At 64.9% G+C, this 13,695-nt stretch carries 13 protein-coding genes; 8 read left to right on the top strand and 5 right to left on the bottom strand.

Annotated features, from left to right (window positions below; translation table 11 throughout):
* The first annotated feature begins 149 nt into the window (after positions 1–149).
* Positions 150–317 (top strand): hypothetical protein, encoded by a 168-nt coding sequence (locus JQ633_RS06750; RefSeq protein WP_211983739.1) that lies wholly within the window; start codon positions 150–152, stop codon positions 315–317.
* Positions 314–868 carry a hypothetical protein gene (locus tag JQ633_RS06755; RefSeq protein ID WP_211983741.1) on the top strand — a complete coding sequence of 185 codons (555 nt, stop codon included), beginning with the start codon at positions 314–316 and terminating at the stop codon, positions 866–868. The genes JQ633_RS06750 and JQ633_RS06755 overlap by 4 nt, the downstream gene beginning before the upstream one ends.
* Before the next feature lie 9 nt (positions 869–877).
* Here the strand turns inward: JQ633_RS06755 and JQ633_RS06760 are convergent, their stop codons facing one another.
* Both JQ633_RS06760 and JQ633_RS06765 read right to left on the bottom strand, forming a co-directional pair.
* Positions 878–1,642: a hypothetical protein gene (locus JQ633_RS06760; RefSeq protein WP_211983743.1), complete on the bottom strand. Its 765-nt coding sequence runs from the start codon at positions 1,640–1,642 to the stop codon at positions 878–880.
* A gap of 382 nt (positions 1,643–2,024) precedes the next feature.
* Positions 2,025–2,465: a hypothetical protein gene (locus tag JQ633_RS06765; protein WP_211983745.1), complete on the bottom strand. Its 441-nt coding sequence runs from the start codon at positions 2,463–2,465 to the stop codon at positions 2,025–2,027.
* A 473-nt stretch (positions 2,466–2,938) separates the two neighbouring features.
* Between JQ633_RS06765 and JQ633_RS06770 the strand changes: the two genes are divergently transcribed.
* From JQ633_RS06770 to pdeM, 3 genes are all read left to right on the top strand, one after another.
* Entirely contained in the window at positions 2,939–4,165 is a 1,227-nt protein-coding gene (locus JQ633_RS06770) for an ABC transporter substrate-binding protein (RefSeq protein ID WP_211983747.1), read from the top strand.
* Positions 4,166–4,391: 226 nt separating this feature from the next.
* Positions 4,392–7,010 (top strand): ligase-associated DNA damage response DEXH box helicase, encoded by a 2,619-nt coding sequence (locus JQ633_RS06775; protein ID WP_211984172.1) that lies wholly within the window; start codon positions 4,392–4,394, stop codon positions 7,008–7,010.
* Positions 7,011–7,073: 63 nt separating this feature from the next.
* Positions 7,074–7,745: a ligase-associated DNA damage response endonuclease PdeM gene (pdeM, locus tag JQ633_RS06780; protein WP_211984174.1), complete on the top strand. Its 672-nt coding sequence runs from the start codon at positions 7,074–7,076 to the stop codon at positions 7,743–7,745.
* A gap of 39 nt (positions 7,746–7,784) precedes the next feature.
* On the opposite strand, the gene JQ633_RS06785 is transcribed toward pdeM, so the two are convergent.
* A complete protein-coding gene (locus JQ633_RS06785; RefSeq protein WP_211983749.1) occupies positions 7,785–8,648 on the bottom strand; it encodes a LysR family transcriptional regulator in 864 nt (287 codons plus the stop codon).
* A gap of 98 nt (positions 8,649–8,746) precedes the next feature.
* Between JQ633_RS06785 and JQ633_RS06790 the strand changes: the two genes are divergently transcribed.
* The 3 genes from JQ633_RS06790 (at position 8,747) to JQ633_RS06800 (ending at position 11,839) form a co-directional block, all read left to right on the top strand.
* A complete protein-coding gene (locus JQ633_RS06790) occupies positions 8,747–9,673 on the top strand; it encodes a DMT family transporter (protein WP_211983751.1) in 927 nt (308 codons plus the stop codon).
* Positions 9,670–10,431 carry an MBL fold metallo-hydrolase gene (locus tag JQ633_RS06795; RefSeq protein ID WP_211983753.1) on the top strand — a complete coding sequence of 254 codons (762 nt, stop codon included), beginning with the start codon at positions 9,670–9,672 and terminating at the stop codon, positions 10,429–10,431. The genes JQ633_RS06790 and JQ633_RS06795 overlap by 4 nt, the downstream gene beginning before the upstream one ends.
* Before the next feature lie 70 nt (positions 10,432–10,501).
* Entirely contained in the window at positions 10,502–11,839 is a 1,338-nt protein-coding gene (locus JQ633_RS06800; protein WP_211983755.1) for an NRAMP family divalent metal transporter, read from the top strand.
* Positions 11,840–11,942: 103 nt separating this feature from the next.
* Here the strand turns inward: JQ633_RS06800 and JQ633_RS06805 are convergent, their stop codons facing one another.
* Positions 11,943–12,725 carry a TIGR02186 family protein gene (locus tag JQ633_RS06805; RefSeq protein ID WP_211983757.1) on the bottom strand — a complete coding sequence of 261 codons (783 nt, stop codon included), beginning with the start codon at positions 12,723–12,725 and terminating at the stop codon, positions 11,943–11,945.
* On the bottom strand, positions 12,722–13,654 hold the full coding sequence (locus JQ633_RS06810; RefSeq protein ID WP_211983759.1) for a sulfite exporter TauE/SafE family protein: 933 nt from the start codon (positions 13,652–13,654) through the stop codon (positions 12,722–12,724). Before JQ633_RS06810 ends, JQ633_RS06805 begins: the two co-directional genes overlap by 4 nt.
* Positions 13,655–13,695: the final 41 nt, after the last annotated feature.

Raw genomic sequence — 13,695 nt, forward strand, 5'->3', positions numbered from 1 at the left:
GTCGCACCGGACACAACACAGGCGCAGCCCGCCCAGTCGGGTACCCCGGCAACGATGGCGGGGATAATGAATTCCGGCCGAAAACTTGGTTTTACTGCACGCGCGGTGGGTGGCTGCCTTCGGGCTCCAGCAACAACAGGAGCAAGCCAGTGCAGACCCCGAAACCCTTCACCGTTTACCAGCCAGTGCCAGGGCAGACCGCCAAGCCGCTTTTCACTGTCCACGCCTACACAATCGAGCAGGCGCGCGCGGTCGCCGCCGCCAAGGTCGCGGGCGAGACCATCGTCGTCGCCGCGCCGGAGGGAGCAACCCGATGATCCCCGACACCAAGAACGGCCTCCCGGCGATGGCGTGCCTCAGCGCGATGCAGAAGTGCATTCGGCGCGGCATGGAACGAGAAGCGATGGAATTTGCTGTTGAACTCATGCACACCTCGAAGGCCTTCCACTCGATGGTCTGCAACAGGCTTGAGGTCATCTGCCACGAGGACCTCGACACCTTGGCAGCGCCGCACGTCTTTCCGTTCGTCGCCGCATCGCTCGCCGCATCACGGGAGCGGTACAGCAAGAGCATCGGTGAAGCCCGGCTGATGGTCGGGAATGCCATCAGCATGATGTGCCGGTCACCGAAATCCCGGGCGGGCTGCCACTTCGCAGCCGCCATCGGCCTGCGGTCATTGCTGCAAGGCTTCGCGCCGACGATACCGGACTACGCGCTCGACATGCACACGATGAAGGGCAAGGCGATGGGGCGCGGTCTCGATCACTTCCGCAGCGAGGGCGCGAAGCTTATCCCGCCGCCGACTGGCGATGATCCCTACGAGGACGAGGCTTACCGGCTCTGGGCGATCAAGCAACAACGCAGATGAACATGTGCGTTACAGCCCATAATGTTGCACAAGGTCCGCAGGGGTCATCATGGTGATCCCCTGCGCTCGAAGGGCAGCACGATTGCTGTGATGCAAAAGACTGTTCGCACCAGCGCCTTTGCCCTCGTCGATTGTACAGAACACATCGTTGCCGTAGGCAAAGTGCGAGCCAACGATCAGGCCGTCGCACCACTCCCCTATGATCGGACCCACTTCGCTCCTGATTTTCTCGCCAGCATCCGACGCCCGCTTGAAGGCCGACTTCCATGTTCCCGGTCCCTTCATCGGTGTTCCATGGAAGTTGGACGGAAATTTTGCCTCCAGCGCCTCCCCAGATTGCTGCAGCTTTTCTCGGCCACCGAGCGGACGGCAGAACTCTGAAAACCGCGACTGTCGGTCTTCTTGGCTGAAAACGTCGTCGCCGGCCCAGCGGAAGCCCTCGATGAAAATCTCACCAGCAATGAGCGGCGCGTGTAGAAGTCTCGCACCAACCTTCTCAACATCCTCAAATCGTGCAACCGCTCTCGGGTCTGGAGCCGGTCGCGGCTTATCGGTTCCGGCAACGGCAAGGTAAGCCAGCTTGTCCTCGAAGCTCAGACACTCGATGAACAAAGTCGCTTCTGAGATGAACCCCAAAATCTTACCGTCTTTGATGGCTGCACGGACCTTGCGCGCATCTTCAGGATCAACCTGACCCGGCCATCTATCGGGATTGTGGATCACGTTGCAGACGTTGGTATCGAACGTGACGCGCGGCGGCATGGGTCCGGACATGAAGCACCGTGGTTTAGGGTTGAAGGCGCTCTCAACTTAAGGTTTCGTCAAGAAAAGCAAAGGGGATTTTTGCCCTAAAATCGATCTTCTCCGTGGCGCTACACCGGGCGCTGCCTTTGTGTACCGAGTGGCACAAAATTTAGTTGAGATTGCGCGATGGCAAATATGCTCAAAGAGCGCGGTCGCGCGGTCCCCGCGCAGGTTCGCGGCCCCCACAGTACCTGCAGGCCCGACGTGCCAGTGCGCTTGGCAACTGGCCCACAAGGGCCAGTTGCCTCCGCGTTCCTGTCGGTTTTTTCCACTACCAGCCGTTGGCAACGGGCAATCGCTTGTTCGTCAGGTGAACCTGAGAGACGTAATGATCGAGCGCCATGGGTACTGATTAACAGGCAGCAACAAGAGGCGACAGAACGGTAGCGCCGTCCAGCGTCCGATAGAGATATTGGACTTGGCCGCCCAGCCTGACAAACGCGGCCATGAGTTCCATGCTGCAAACGGAATTCTGTGTCGCGACGTCCATCTTCGCGGTCAAATCGGCCACTGTCGTATTGTTTGCCCGTAACCGGGCATCGAACTCGGCTTTGTCGATATTCCAAATCGCGGTGAGGATGAGCCGTGGCCCTACGACAATCGCTGTGGACATCGTGATATTTGCATTCATCTTCAGCGGAAGCGTCGCGGCCAAACCGGCTTGCGCTTCGCGCGCCTTTTCGCAGACGTTAAACTTTGTGCGCTTCGAGAAGCATTCCGGACCATCTTCCGCTGCTGCTCTCACGTTGCTCGCCAACGCGGCTCCTAAGATCACGATCAACAAGAGGCGCATCCAATAATCCCCACCGGACCTCAGGGAGTGTTTCGCAAGCATGCGGTAAGGGCAAGCGGCCCGAGCGGTCTGGTCACCGCTACGACACGCCCGGGCGTGCGGGTAGCCGTCACCATCGCAGCAATAATAAGCGACCGGCCCGCGCGGAGCGCAGGAAGGGCTACAGCAAGCCGCAAGCGCAGGGGCTACGGGATAGCGGACAAGCCGCGCCAGCGCACAGGCACCTACGCGGGCGCGCGCCGCGCGCTGCAGGAACCCCGCGCAAGGGACACTATACGGACACCATTTTCAGTTTTGCCCGTTGCGCCAATCGGTTAGATAGAGACACATACTCCCACAAGGGGAGAAGGGAAGAACTTGAGTCTACACGCTACGCATTTGCCGTGGCGCGGCATTGCGCCGCAAAGCTGCGACTTCACGCTTGCCCGCTGCAGGACGGAATGCGACAGCTTGCTCTCCAAGGGAGAGAAACAATGAAAAAGCATACTCGCCGCGAGTTCGGCGCCACCGCATTGTCAGCCATCGCCGCCTCCGTGCTACCCGCGCCGTTCGTCTGGGCCGCCGACAAGAAATACGATCCGGGCGCCAGCGACACCGAGATCAAGCTCGGCCAGACCGTGCCGCATTCCGGGCCTGGCTCACTCTACGGCGTGCTCGGCCGCGTCGGCGAAGCCTATTTCCAGATGCTGAACGAGAAGGGCGGCATCAACGGCCGCAAGGTGAAATTCCTCACCATGGACGATGCCTACAGCGCGCCGAAATGCGTCGAGGCGACGCGCCGCCTGGTCGAGCAGGAAGAAGTGTTGGCGTTGTACGGCTCGCTCGGCACCGCGCCGCAGACCGCCGTGCATAAATACCTCAATTCGAAGGGCGTGCCGCAGCTGCTGCTCAACACCGGCGCCTCGAAGTGGAATGATCCGAAGAACTTCAAATGGACCATGGCGGGCCTGCCGCTCTATCCGACCGAAGCGCGCATCCTCGCCAAGCATGTCGTCAGCGTGAAGCCGGACGCCAAGGTCGGCATCCTCTACCAGAACGACGATTTCGGCCGCGACTTCCTCGGTCCGTTCAAGAAGGTGCTGGCCGATGCGGGCGGCAAAGCATCGGTGATCATGGAGCAGACCTACGATCTCACCGATCCGACGGTCGATTCCCAACTGATCAATCTGTCGAAGTCGGGCGCCGACGTGTTCTACAATATCAGCACCGGCAAGGCGACGTCGCAGTCGATCCGGAAAGTCGCCGAGCTCGGCTGGAAGCCGTTGCAGCTGTTGTCGGCGGGCTCGACCGGCCGCTCGATCCTCAGCGCTGCCGGCTTCGAGAATGCCAAGGACATCGTCGCGATCCGTTACGCCAAGGAAGTCGGCGTGCCGCGCTTCGAGAAGGATCCCGACGTCGTCGCGTTCGAGGAACTGCGCAAGAAGTACCTGCCGAACATCGACCCCGACAATACCATCGCCTTCGCCGGCTACGGCCAGGTCGCGAGCATGGCCGAGATCCTGCGCCGCTGCGGCGACGACCTGACCCGCGCCAACGTGCTCAAGCACGCCACCACGCTGGCCGGCTTCCACTCGCCCTACTTCCTCGACGGCATCAACTACAGCTACACGCCCGAGGACTACACCCCGATGAAGACGCTCTACATCTCGATCTTCAACGGCAAGGACTGGGATATCTCCGACAAGCCGGTGACGGAGTAGCAAGCCACCTCGTCGTCCCGGCGAAAGCCGGGACCCATACTCCGCGGCTATCGTAAAAGGCGCGTGGCCAGACAATTTTCCAACATCGACCACTAGTGGTTATGGGTCCCGGCTTTCGCCGGGACGACGGATAGGCGGGAGCCGGTGGCTCACGCTTTCTCCTGCCACCTGCCGCCATCTCCCGCCCACCCTCGACGAAACCGCCTGAACCACCTACCTCTTGGGCGTGTCGACCCTCGATCTCTTCTCCGTCACGCCGCCCGAGGCGGCGGCCGACCTCTTGCCGCGCCGGTTTAGCGACTGGTTCGCTTCGCGCGGCTGGGCGCCGCGCGAGCATCAGCTCGCGCTGCTTGGGAAAGCGCGCGACGAGCGGTCGGCGCTGCTGATCGCGCCGACCGGCGCCGGCAAAACGCTGGCGGGATTCCTGCCGACGCTGGTGGAGCTGGCGCGCGAGCCGGCTGATTCCAGAGCTCTGCGACAAATCAGGGAAGAGACAGCCGTAGACGATCCCCGGCCAAACGTCGTCTCCACCGGTCGCGGCGTCCGCCGCACCGGTGGCCTGCACACGCTCTACATCTCGCCGCTGAAGGCGCTCGCGGTCGACATCGCGCGCAACCTGGAGACGCCGGTCGCCGAGATGGGCCTGCCGATCAAGATCGAGACCCGCACCGGCGACACGCCGGTGTCGCGACGGCAGCGGCAGCGGCGCTATCCGCCGGACATTTTGCTCACCACGCCCGAGCAGCTGGCGTTGCTGCTCGCCTCCGACGACGCGCCCTATCTGTTCGCTTCGCTGAAGCGGATCGTGCTCGATGAATTGCATGCGTTGGTGACGTCCAAGCGTGGCGACCTGCTGGCGCTCGGACTTGCCCGGCTCTGGACCATCGCGCCGCAGATGCGCGCCATCGGTCTCTCTGCGACCGTCGCCGAGCCCGAGCAGCTTGCCCGCTTCCTGGTGCCGCAGCCGGGCGGCCAGTTCGCCTCCGCCGACGTCGTCATCGCCGGCGGCGCGGCGCCGCCGGTTGTCGAGATGCTCGACACGCGCGAACGGCTGCCGTGGTCCGGCCACAGCGCGCGTCACGCGCTGCCCGAGGTCTACGAGCTGATCAAGCGCAACAAGACCACGCTGGTGTTCGTCAACACCCGCAGCCAGGCCGAGATGCTGTTCCAGGATCTCTGGCGCATGAACGACGACGGCCTTGCGATCGCGCTGCATCACGGCTCGCTCGACGTCGCCCAGCGCCGCAAGGTCGAGGACGCGATGGCGGCGGGAAAGCTGCGCGGCGTGGTCTGCACCTCCTCGCTCGATCTCGGCGTCGACTGGGGCGACGTCGATCTGGTCATCAATATCGGCGCCCCGAAAGGCTCATCGCGGTTGATGCAGCGGATCGGCCGCGCCAATCACCGCTTCGACGAGGCCTCGCGCGCCGTGCTGGTGCCGGCCAATCGCTTCGAGGTGCTGGAATGCGCCGTCGCGATCGAGGCCATCGCGGAGAATGCGCAGGACACGCCGCCGCTCCGCACCGGCGCGCTCGACGTGCTGGCCCAGCACGTGCTCGGCTGCGCCTGCGGCGAGCCGTTCTTCTCCGACGAGCTTTACGCCGAGGTCAGGACCGCGGCGCCCTACGCAGCGCTGTCGCGCACCGATTTCGATGATGTCGTCGACTTCGTCGCCACCGGCGGCTACGCGCTGAAGACCTATGAGCGCTTCGCCCGCATCAAGCAGGACAAGCAGGGCCGCTGGCGCGTCGCCAATCCCAAGGTGCGGCAAAGCTACCGCCTCAACGTCGGCACCATCGTCGAGGAGACCATGCTGAAGGTGCGGCTGGTGCGTTCGCGTGCCGGCGGCAGCGGTTCGACCGGCGCGATCGCGCGCGGCGGCCGCATGCTGGGTGAGATCGAAGAGGTCTTCATCGAGGGCCTCGTGGTCGGCGACACCTTCGTGTTCGGCGGCGAGGTGGTGCGTTACGAAGCGCTGGTCGAGGACCAGGTCTATGTCTCACGTGCCAACGACAAGGACGCCAAGGTGCCGTCCTACATGGGCGGCAAGTTCCCGCTGTCGACCTATCTCGCCGAGCGCGTCCGCAAGCTGCTCGACAACAGCCGCGCCTGGAACGCGCTGCCGGACCAGGTGCACGACTGGCTGTCGCTGCAGCGCAGGTTCTCGCGTGTGCCGGGCTTGCGTGAACTGCTGGTCGAAACCTTCCCGCGCGGCGGCAAGCATTACATCATCTGCTATCCGTTCGAGGGCCGTCTCGCACACCAGACGCTCGGCATGTTGCTGACGCGCCGGCTGGAGCGCGCCCGTGCCCGGCCGCTCGGTTTCGTCGCCAATGAATATTCGCTGGCGATCTGGTGTGTCGGCGATCTCCCCTTCATGATCCGGCAGGGCCGGCTCGACCTCAACGCGCTGTTCGACCCCGATATGCTCGGGGATGATCTCGAGGCGTGGCTGGCGGAATCGGCGCTGATGAAGCGCACCTTCCGCAATTGCGCCATCATCTCCGGCCTGATCGCGCGCCGCTTCACCGACGAGGAGAAATCGCGCCGCCAGGTGCTGTTCTCGACCGATCTGATCTACGACGTGCTGCGCAAGCATCAGGCCGACCACGTGCTGCTGCGCGCCGCGCGCGGCGATGCCGCCACAGGATTGCTCGATCTCCGCCGTCTTGGCGACATGCTGTCGCGCATCCACGGCCGAATCACCCACAAGGACCTCGACCACGTTTCTCCGCTTGCCGTCCCCGCGCTGCTGGAAATCGGCCGCGAGTCAGTTTATGGCGAAGCATCCGACGAGCTCCTGGCCGAAGCGGCCGAGGAACTCGTGCGGGAGGCGATGACATAACTGCTGTACTCCGGGGAACGGGACGTGACCGCAAGCGCGCTGGCTTTGGGACAGAGTGACGAGATGCGCGTTTCGAAGGTTACGGTGGCAGATATCGGTTTCGTCGCCGATTGCTCCGGCGCGCTGTTCTGGGAGGAGCAGCGCCTGCTCGTCGTGTCCGACCTGCATCTGGAAAAGGGGTCCAGCTTCGCCAGCCGCGGCGTGCTGCTGCCGCCCTACGATACGGTGGCGACGCTGAGCCGGCTTGCGGCCGTGATCGCGCGGCACGATCCGCGGCAGGTGATCGCGCTCGGCGACAGCTTTCATGATCGCACCGCACATGAACGCCTGTCGGAACCGGATCGCGAAGCGCTGGCGGCGCTGCAGGCGCGGCGCAGCTGGATCTGGATTTCGGGCAACCACGATCCGGCGTTGCCGTCCGATCTCGGCGGCGTGGTTGCAACCGAAGTCGCGATCGGCCCGATCGCGTTCCGCCACGAGCCCACCGGAAAAAGCGGCGAGATCGCCGGTCATCTGCATCCGAAGGCCCGTGTGCCGACCCGCGGCCGCTCGATCGAGCGGCGATGTTTTGCCAGTGACGGCGAACGTGCCGTGATGCCGGCCTTCGGCGCCTACACCGGCGGCCTCAGCATCCGCGATGCCGCGTTCGCCAAGGTGTTCGGGGCGCCCACGTTCATGGCCCACGTGCTCGGCGACAATCGCGTCCACGCCTTCGCCGCGTCGCGGTGTTATTAGGCCACACACTCGGTGTCGTCCCTGAGTTTGTGGCGCGACCTACGCCGCCTTCGCCTGCACGCTCTCGCAGAACTCCGCCAGCCGCTCTGCCAGCCGCAGCGTCGCGGGGCTGGCGTCGGGGGAGGCGACCAGCGCGACTTCGGTCTTGTCGATCGGCGCGAAACCGTCCTTCGCCGTCAGCACGCGGTGATCGGCCTGGATCGCCATCTCGGACAGGATGCTCAGCCCCATGCCGGCGGCGATCGCGGCCTGGATGCCGGAGAGGTTCGACGATGTGTAGGCCATGTGCCAGCTGCGCCCCGCGCTCTCCAGCGCATGGATCGCGCCGGCGCGATAGAGGCAGCCGAGCGGGAAGCCGATCAGCGGCACTGATCCGGTGGTGGTGTCGCGCGGATGCTGCTTGCTGGTGACCCAATGCACCCGCTCGGGCCAGGCGGCGATGCCGCCTTTCTCGCCGGCCGGGCGCTTGAACAGCGCAAGGTCGAGTTCGCCGCGCTCGAGGTCGCGCCGCAGCTGCGTGCTCTGGTCGGTGCGCACGTCGAGCCGCAGCGCAGGATGTGAGCGCGAGAAGCCGGCCAGCACCTTCGCCAGGCGGAACGCGGCGAAATCCTCCGGCACGCCGAGCCGGATCGCGCCCTGATTGCCCGGCTGCGAGACCACGTCGCGCGCCTCCTCGGCGAGCGCAAGCAGCCGTCGCGCATAGGACAACAGCCGCTCGCCGGCTTCGGTCGGGGTCACGTCCTTGCCGTTGCGGATCAACAGCGGCTGGCCGACATCCTCCTCCAGCCGCTTGATCTGCTGGCTCACCGTCGACTGGGTGCGGTGGACCCGCTCGCCGGCGCGGGTAAAGCCTCGGGCGTCGACCACCGAGACGAAACTGCGCAGCAGCTCCAGGTCGAGCATCGCAGCCTCCATTTATAAATCCACTGCATGTCAGTTTATCATTTAATTTCCAAATATCAAGGCGCGGGCCTAGATCATGGGGGAAGGAGAACCTTCCCATGTCCACCGTATCGTCAATGGCGGTCCCCCGCGCCCGCTTCAACACGCTGCCGTTCCTGATCGCGCTGTTCTGCCTGCTCTGGAGCTACGCCTTCGTCGCCGGCAAGATCGGCGTCACCGATTGCCCGCCTCTGATCCTGCTCGCCGCGCGGTTTTCGCTGGCCGGCATCCTGATCCTCGGCATCACCCTGCTGCGCCGGGACGAATGGGATCTCAGCTGGCGCGACGTCGCGGTATTCGCCGTGCTCGGCGTCGCCAACAACGCGCTCTATCTCGGCCTCGGCTATACCGGTCTGAAGACGGTTTCTGCCGGCCTCGGCGGGCTGATCGTCTCGGCCAATCCGGTTTTCACCGCAGTGCTCGCCGCGCTGTTCCTCGGTGAGAGCCTGACCTTGCGCAAGATCGCCGGTCTTTTGCTCGGCATCAGCGGCGTCGCCTTCATCGTCTGGCATCGCATGTCGGTCGGCACCGATGATCCGCACGGCATCCTGTTCACGCTGGCTTCGCTGGCCTCGATCGTCGCCGGCACCATCCTGTTCAAGCTGCTGTCGCCGAAGGGCAGCCTGTGGATCGGCAACGGCATCCAGAACATCGCCGGCGGCCTTGCGTTGGCGCCGTTCGCCGTCACGCTGTCCAGCGTCGGCGACATCGTGCCGAGCATGCGGCTTGCCGGCGCCTTCGCCTTCCTGGTGCTGGGCGGCTCGATCCTCGCCTACCTGCTCTGGTTTCATCTCCTGAAAGTGTGTGGTGCGACCGCCGCGAGCGCGTATCACTTCCTGATGCCGCCGCTCGGCATGCTGTTCGCGTTCCTCGTGCTCGGCGAGCATGTCGAATTCCGCGACCTGCTCGGGATCGTTCCGGTCGCGCTCGGCATTTATCTGGTGACCCGCCCGGCCGCCGCCGCGCCCAAGAGGAGTGTGACATGAGCATCACCATCACGCTGATCGGAGGGCCTACGGCGCTGATCGAAATCGACGGGTTCCGCCTGCTCACCGATCCGACCTTCGACGCTCCTGGCGACTACCAATTGCCGCATGTGAAGCTGGAGAAGCTGACTGGGCCTGCGCTCAGCGCGCGCGATGTCGGCGAGGTCGATGCTGTGCTGCTGAGCCACGACCAGCATTCGGACAATCTCGATCATTCCGGCCGCGATTTCCTCACCAGGGCAAAGCGCGTGCTGACGACGGAGGCGGGCGCCAAGCGGCTCGGCGGCAACGCCGAGGGTTTTGCGCCGTGGGCAGCGACCGAATTGAAGAAGGGTGGCCGGACACTGACCGTCACCGCGACGCCGGCGCGGCACGGGCCGGCGGGGATCGAGCCGTTGTCCGGCGACGTCATCGGTTTCGTGGTGGAAAAGGCGGGCAGCCGTCCGGTCTATATCAGCGGCGACACCACCTGGTTCGACGGCGTCGCCGAGGTCGCGCGACGCTTCAATTGCGGCGTGGTGCTGCCGTTCGCCGGCGCGGCGCAGACCCGCGGGCCATTCCATCTCACCATGGACACCAACGACACGATCGAGACCGCGCGCGCATTCGCGGATGCTGTGATCGTGCCGGTTCATACTGACGGCTGGGCGCATTTCCGCCAGAGCGCCGACGACCTGCGGAAATCCTTCGACACGCTCGGCTTCGGCCGCCGTCTGCGTATCCTCGAGCCCGGGGTTGCGACGGTGATCGCGCAGTAGGTTCCTGCCGGGTTTCATCGCTGGAACATTGGCGAAACCGGTTCGTTGTCGCGATGGCTGGAACCGGACAATGACGCGGCACAGGACGATCTCGCAACGGCACCTAGACAAGGACAAGAGCGCGCCTGAAGCGAAGGAGCGGCGTGAGCGCTTCGGCATCAAGTCGGTCCTGAAGACGCTCGGCCCCGGTCTGATCACCGGCGCGTCGGACGATGATCCCTCCGGAATCGGGACCTACAGCCAGGCCGGCGCGCAACTTGGCTACGGCATCGGCTGGACCATGCTGCTGACCTTCCCGCTGATGTCGGCGATCCAGGAGATCTGTGCACGGGTCGGCCGTGTCACCGGGCGCGGAATCTCGGGCAACGTCTGCCGGCACTATCCGGGTTGGTTGCTGGTGATCGTGGTGGCGCTGCTGTTTGTCGCCAACACCATCAACATTGCGGCCGATCTGTCGGCGATGGCGGATGCATCAAGGCTGCTGGTCGGCGGCCCGGCGATCCTCTACGTCGTGCTGTTCGGCGTCACCTCGGTGGCCGCACAGATATTCATGAACTACCACCGTTATGTCGCGGTGCTGAAATGGCTGACGCTCAGCCTGTTCGCCTATGTCGCGGCGCTGGCCTTCGCCAAGGTGTCGTGGAACGAAGCGCTGGCCGGCGTGCTGGTACCGCGCATCACCTGGAGCGCGGACTATCTCACCACCATTGTCGCGATCCTCGGTACCACGATCTCGCCCTATCTGTTTTTCTGGCAGGCCGCGCAGGAAGCGGAGGAGCAGCGCGTCGATGCCACCAAGCATCCGCTGATCGAGCGGCACTACGGGGCGCAGCGGGAGTTCTCCCGCATCCGTGCCGACACCATCACCGGCATGGCGTTCTCCAACGTGATCGCGCTGTCGATCATCGTCACTGCCGCGGCCTCGCTGCACGCCTCCGGCAAGACCGACATCCAGACCTCGGCGGAGGCGGCCGAGGCGCTGCGCCCGATCGCCGGGCCGTTGGCCGAGGTGATCTTCGCGCTCGGCATCGTGGGCACCGGCCTGCTGGCGATCCCGGTGCTTGCGGGCGCGACGGCCTACGCCGTGGCCGAGGGATGGCGATGGCCGGTCGGGCTGACGCGAAAGCCGGGCGAAGCGGTGGCGTTCTATTCGGTGCTGGCGCTGTCGGGCGGGCTCGGCATCGCGCTCAACTTCACGCCGATCAATCCGATCTCGGCGCTGTACTGGAGCGCCGTCGTCAACGGCGTCCTCGCGGTGCCCGTGATGGTGCTGCTGATGCTGATGGCGCGCCGCACGGAGGTGATGGGCCGTTTTGTGATCCGCGGTTGGCTCTCTTGGCTCGGCTGGCTCGCCACCGCTGCGATGGGCCTCAGCGTAGTCGCGATGGGGATCATGCAGCTTCTGTAGGCGCTGTAGGATGGGTGGAGCGAAGCGATACCCATCATCTCACCGCGCGGATGCAATTGATGGGTTTCGCTTCGCTCTACCCATCCTACGGGTCCGGGGAGATTCAATCCTTCCGGAACACGATCGAGGCCATCCAGCCGGTCATCAGCGCCATGAACGCCGTGACGAGGCCATAGACAAAACCGTTCTGCCGCGCAGTCGTGGCGACGAACTGCTCGAAGCCGACCTTGACGATCTCGAACGCGGTCTCGGCCTTGGTCACCAGCGCTCCGTCGGCGAACAGCTTGATCTCGACATTGTAGGTGCCGATCGGCACCTCGGCCGGCAGCGGAATGCCGGTACGGAACAGGGTCGGGGTCAGGAACGTCACGGCGGAGGTCGCCTCGCGATACAGCCCGTGCTCGGAGCGCAGCCGGACGTACGCGCTGCGGAAGGCGTCGTTCGGCACCACGTCGGCATAATCGGTGCCGACGCGCTGCGTGAGCAGCACATTATTGAGCCCGAGCTGCTGGCGCCGCTGCACCTCGGGCGAGGCGATCTGGTCGAACGGACGGTTGGAGAACAGCGCGAGATAGCCCGGCACTTGCAGGAACTGGCGCGAGTCGGTGTTGATCCAGATGCCGAATTTGCGCTCCTTGCGCCGCGTCACCATGTCGGCGCGCGGACCGGACACGGTCACCACGAGATCGTAGCTACCCTGATGCGGCTGCGTCCTGTCGTCCTTCTCGACCGAGCCGAACAGCACGAGCTCGCCGCCGGAATAGTTCGGCGTCACCGTGACGCGGTGGTTGGAGACCGACACGATCAGCCGCTCGGCCTGAACCGGCGCCGCGGCGGACGTCGCGGTGGCCAGGCTCAAGGTCACGAGCAGCGTGCGCAGCCTCATGGCGGACCTCCGCCACCGCTCTCGCGGATGCTGAACAGGTCCTGCGGCCGGATCACGAGTTCCACCGCGAAGCGGATGCCGACTGCGAGCACGAGCAGGCCAAGCAGCAGGCGCAGATGCTCGCCGCGGATCTTCTGTCCGGCCCGCGCGCCGAACTGCGCGCCGGTGACGCCGCCGATCATCAGGATCAGCGCCAGCACGGCGTCGACCAGATGGTTGGTCACCGCGTGCAGCATGGTCGCGAACGTCATGGTGACGAGGGTGAGCACCATCGAGGTGCCGATCACGGTCGAGGTCGGCACCCGCAACAAATAGATCATCAGCGGCACCAGGATGAAGCCGCCGCCGATGCCCATGACGGCGCCGATGAAGCCGATCACGAGGCCGACCATGACGACCGGAATCACCGAGAGATAGATCTTGGAGCGTTTGAAGCGCACCTTCAGCGGCAGGCCGTGGACCCAGCCATGGCTGCCGGGCTTGCGCAGCGTGACCGCGCCGCCGCGACGGACCCGCAGCAGGGCGCGCAGGCCCTCCCAGAACATCAGTCCGCCGACCGTGGTCAGCAGGATGACGTAGGACAGCGCGATCATCAGGTCGAGCTGGCCGAGCGAGCGCAGGAAGGTGAAGGTCCACACCCCGAGCGCGGTGCCGATCGTGCCGCCTGTCAGCAGCACCGCTGCCAGCAACGGATCGATCGCGCGTCTGCGCCAGTACGAGATTGCGCCCGAGAACGACGAGGCTGCGATATGGCTGGCGACCGAGGCGACCGCGACCGCGGGTGCGATGCCGACGAAGATCAGAAGCGGCGTCATCAGGAAGCCGCCGCCAATGCCGAACATGCCGGAGACGAACCCTACCGCCGCGCCCATCGCCAGGATGAGGAAGACATTGACCGGAATGTCGGCGATCGGAAGGTAGAGCTGCACGCGCGTCGCTTCTGTCGGTTCGCCGCGCGTCGGGCTTATGG

It is taken from the genome of Bradyrhizobium tropiciagri, from assembly GCF_018130505.1.
In the GTDB taxonomy this organism is placed as follows: domain Bacteria; phylum Pseudomonadota; class Alphaproteobacteria; order Rhizobiales; family Xanthobacteraceae; genus Bradyrhizobium; species Bradyrhizobium tropiciagri_B.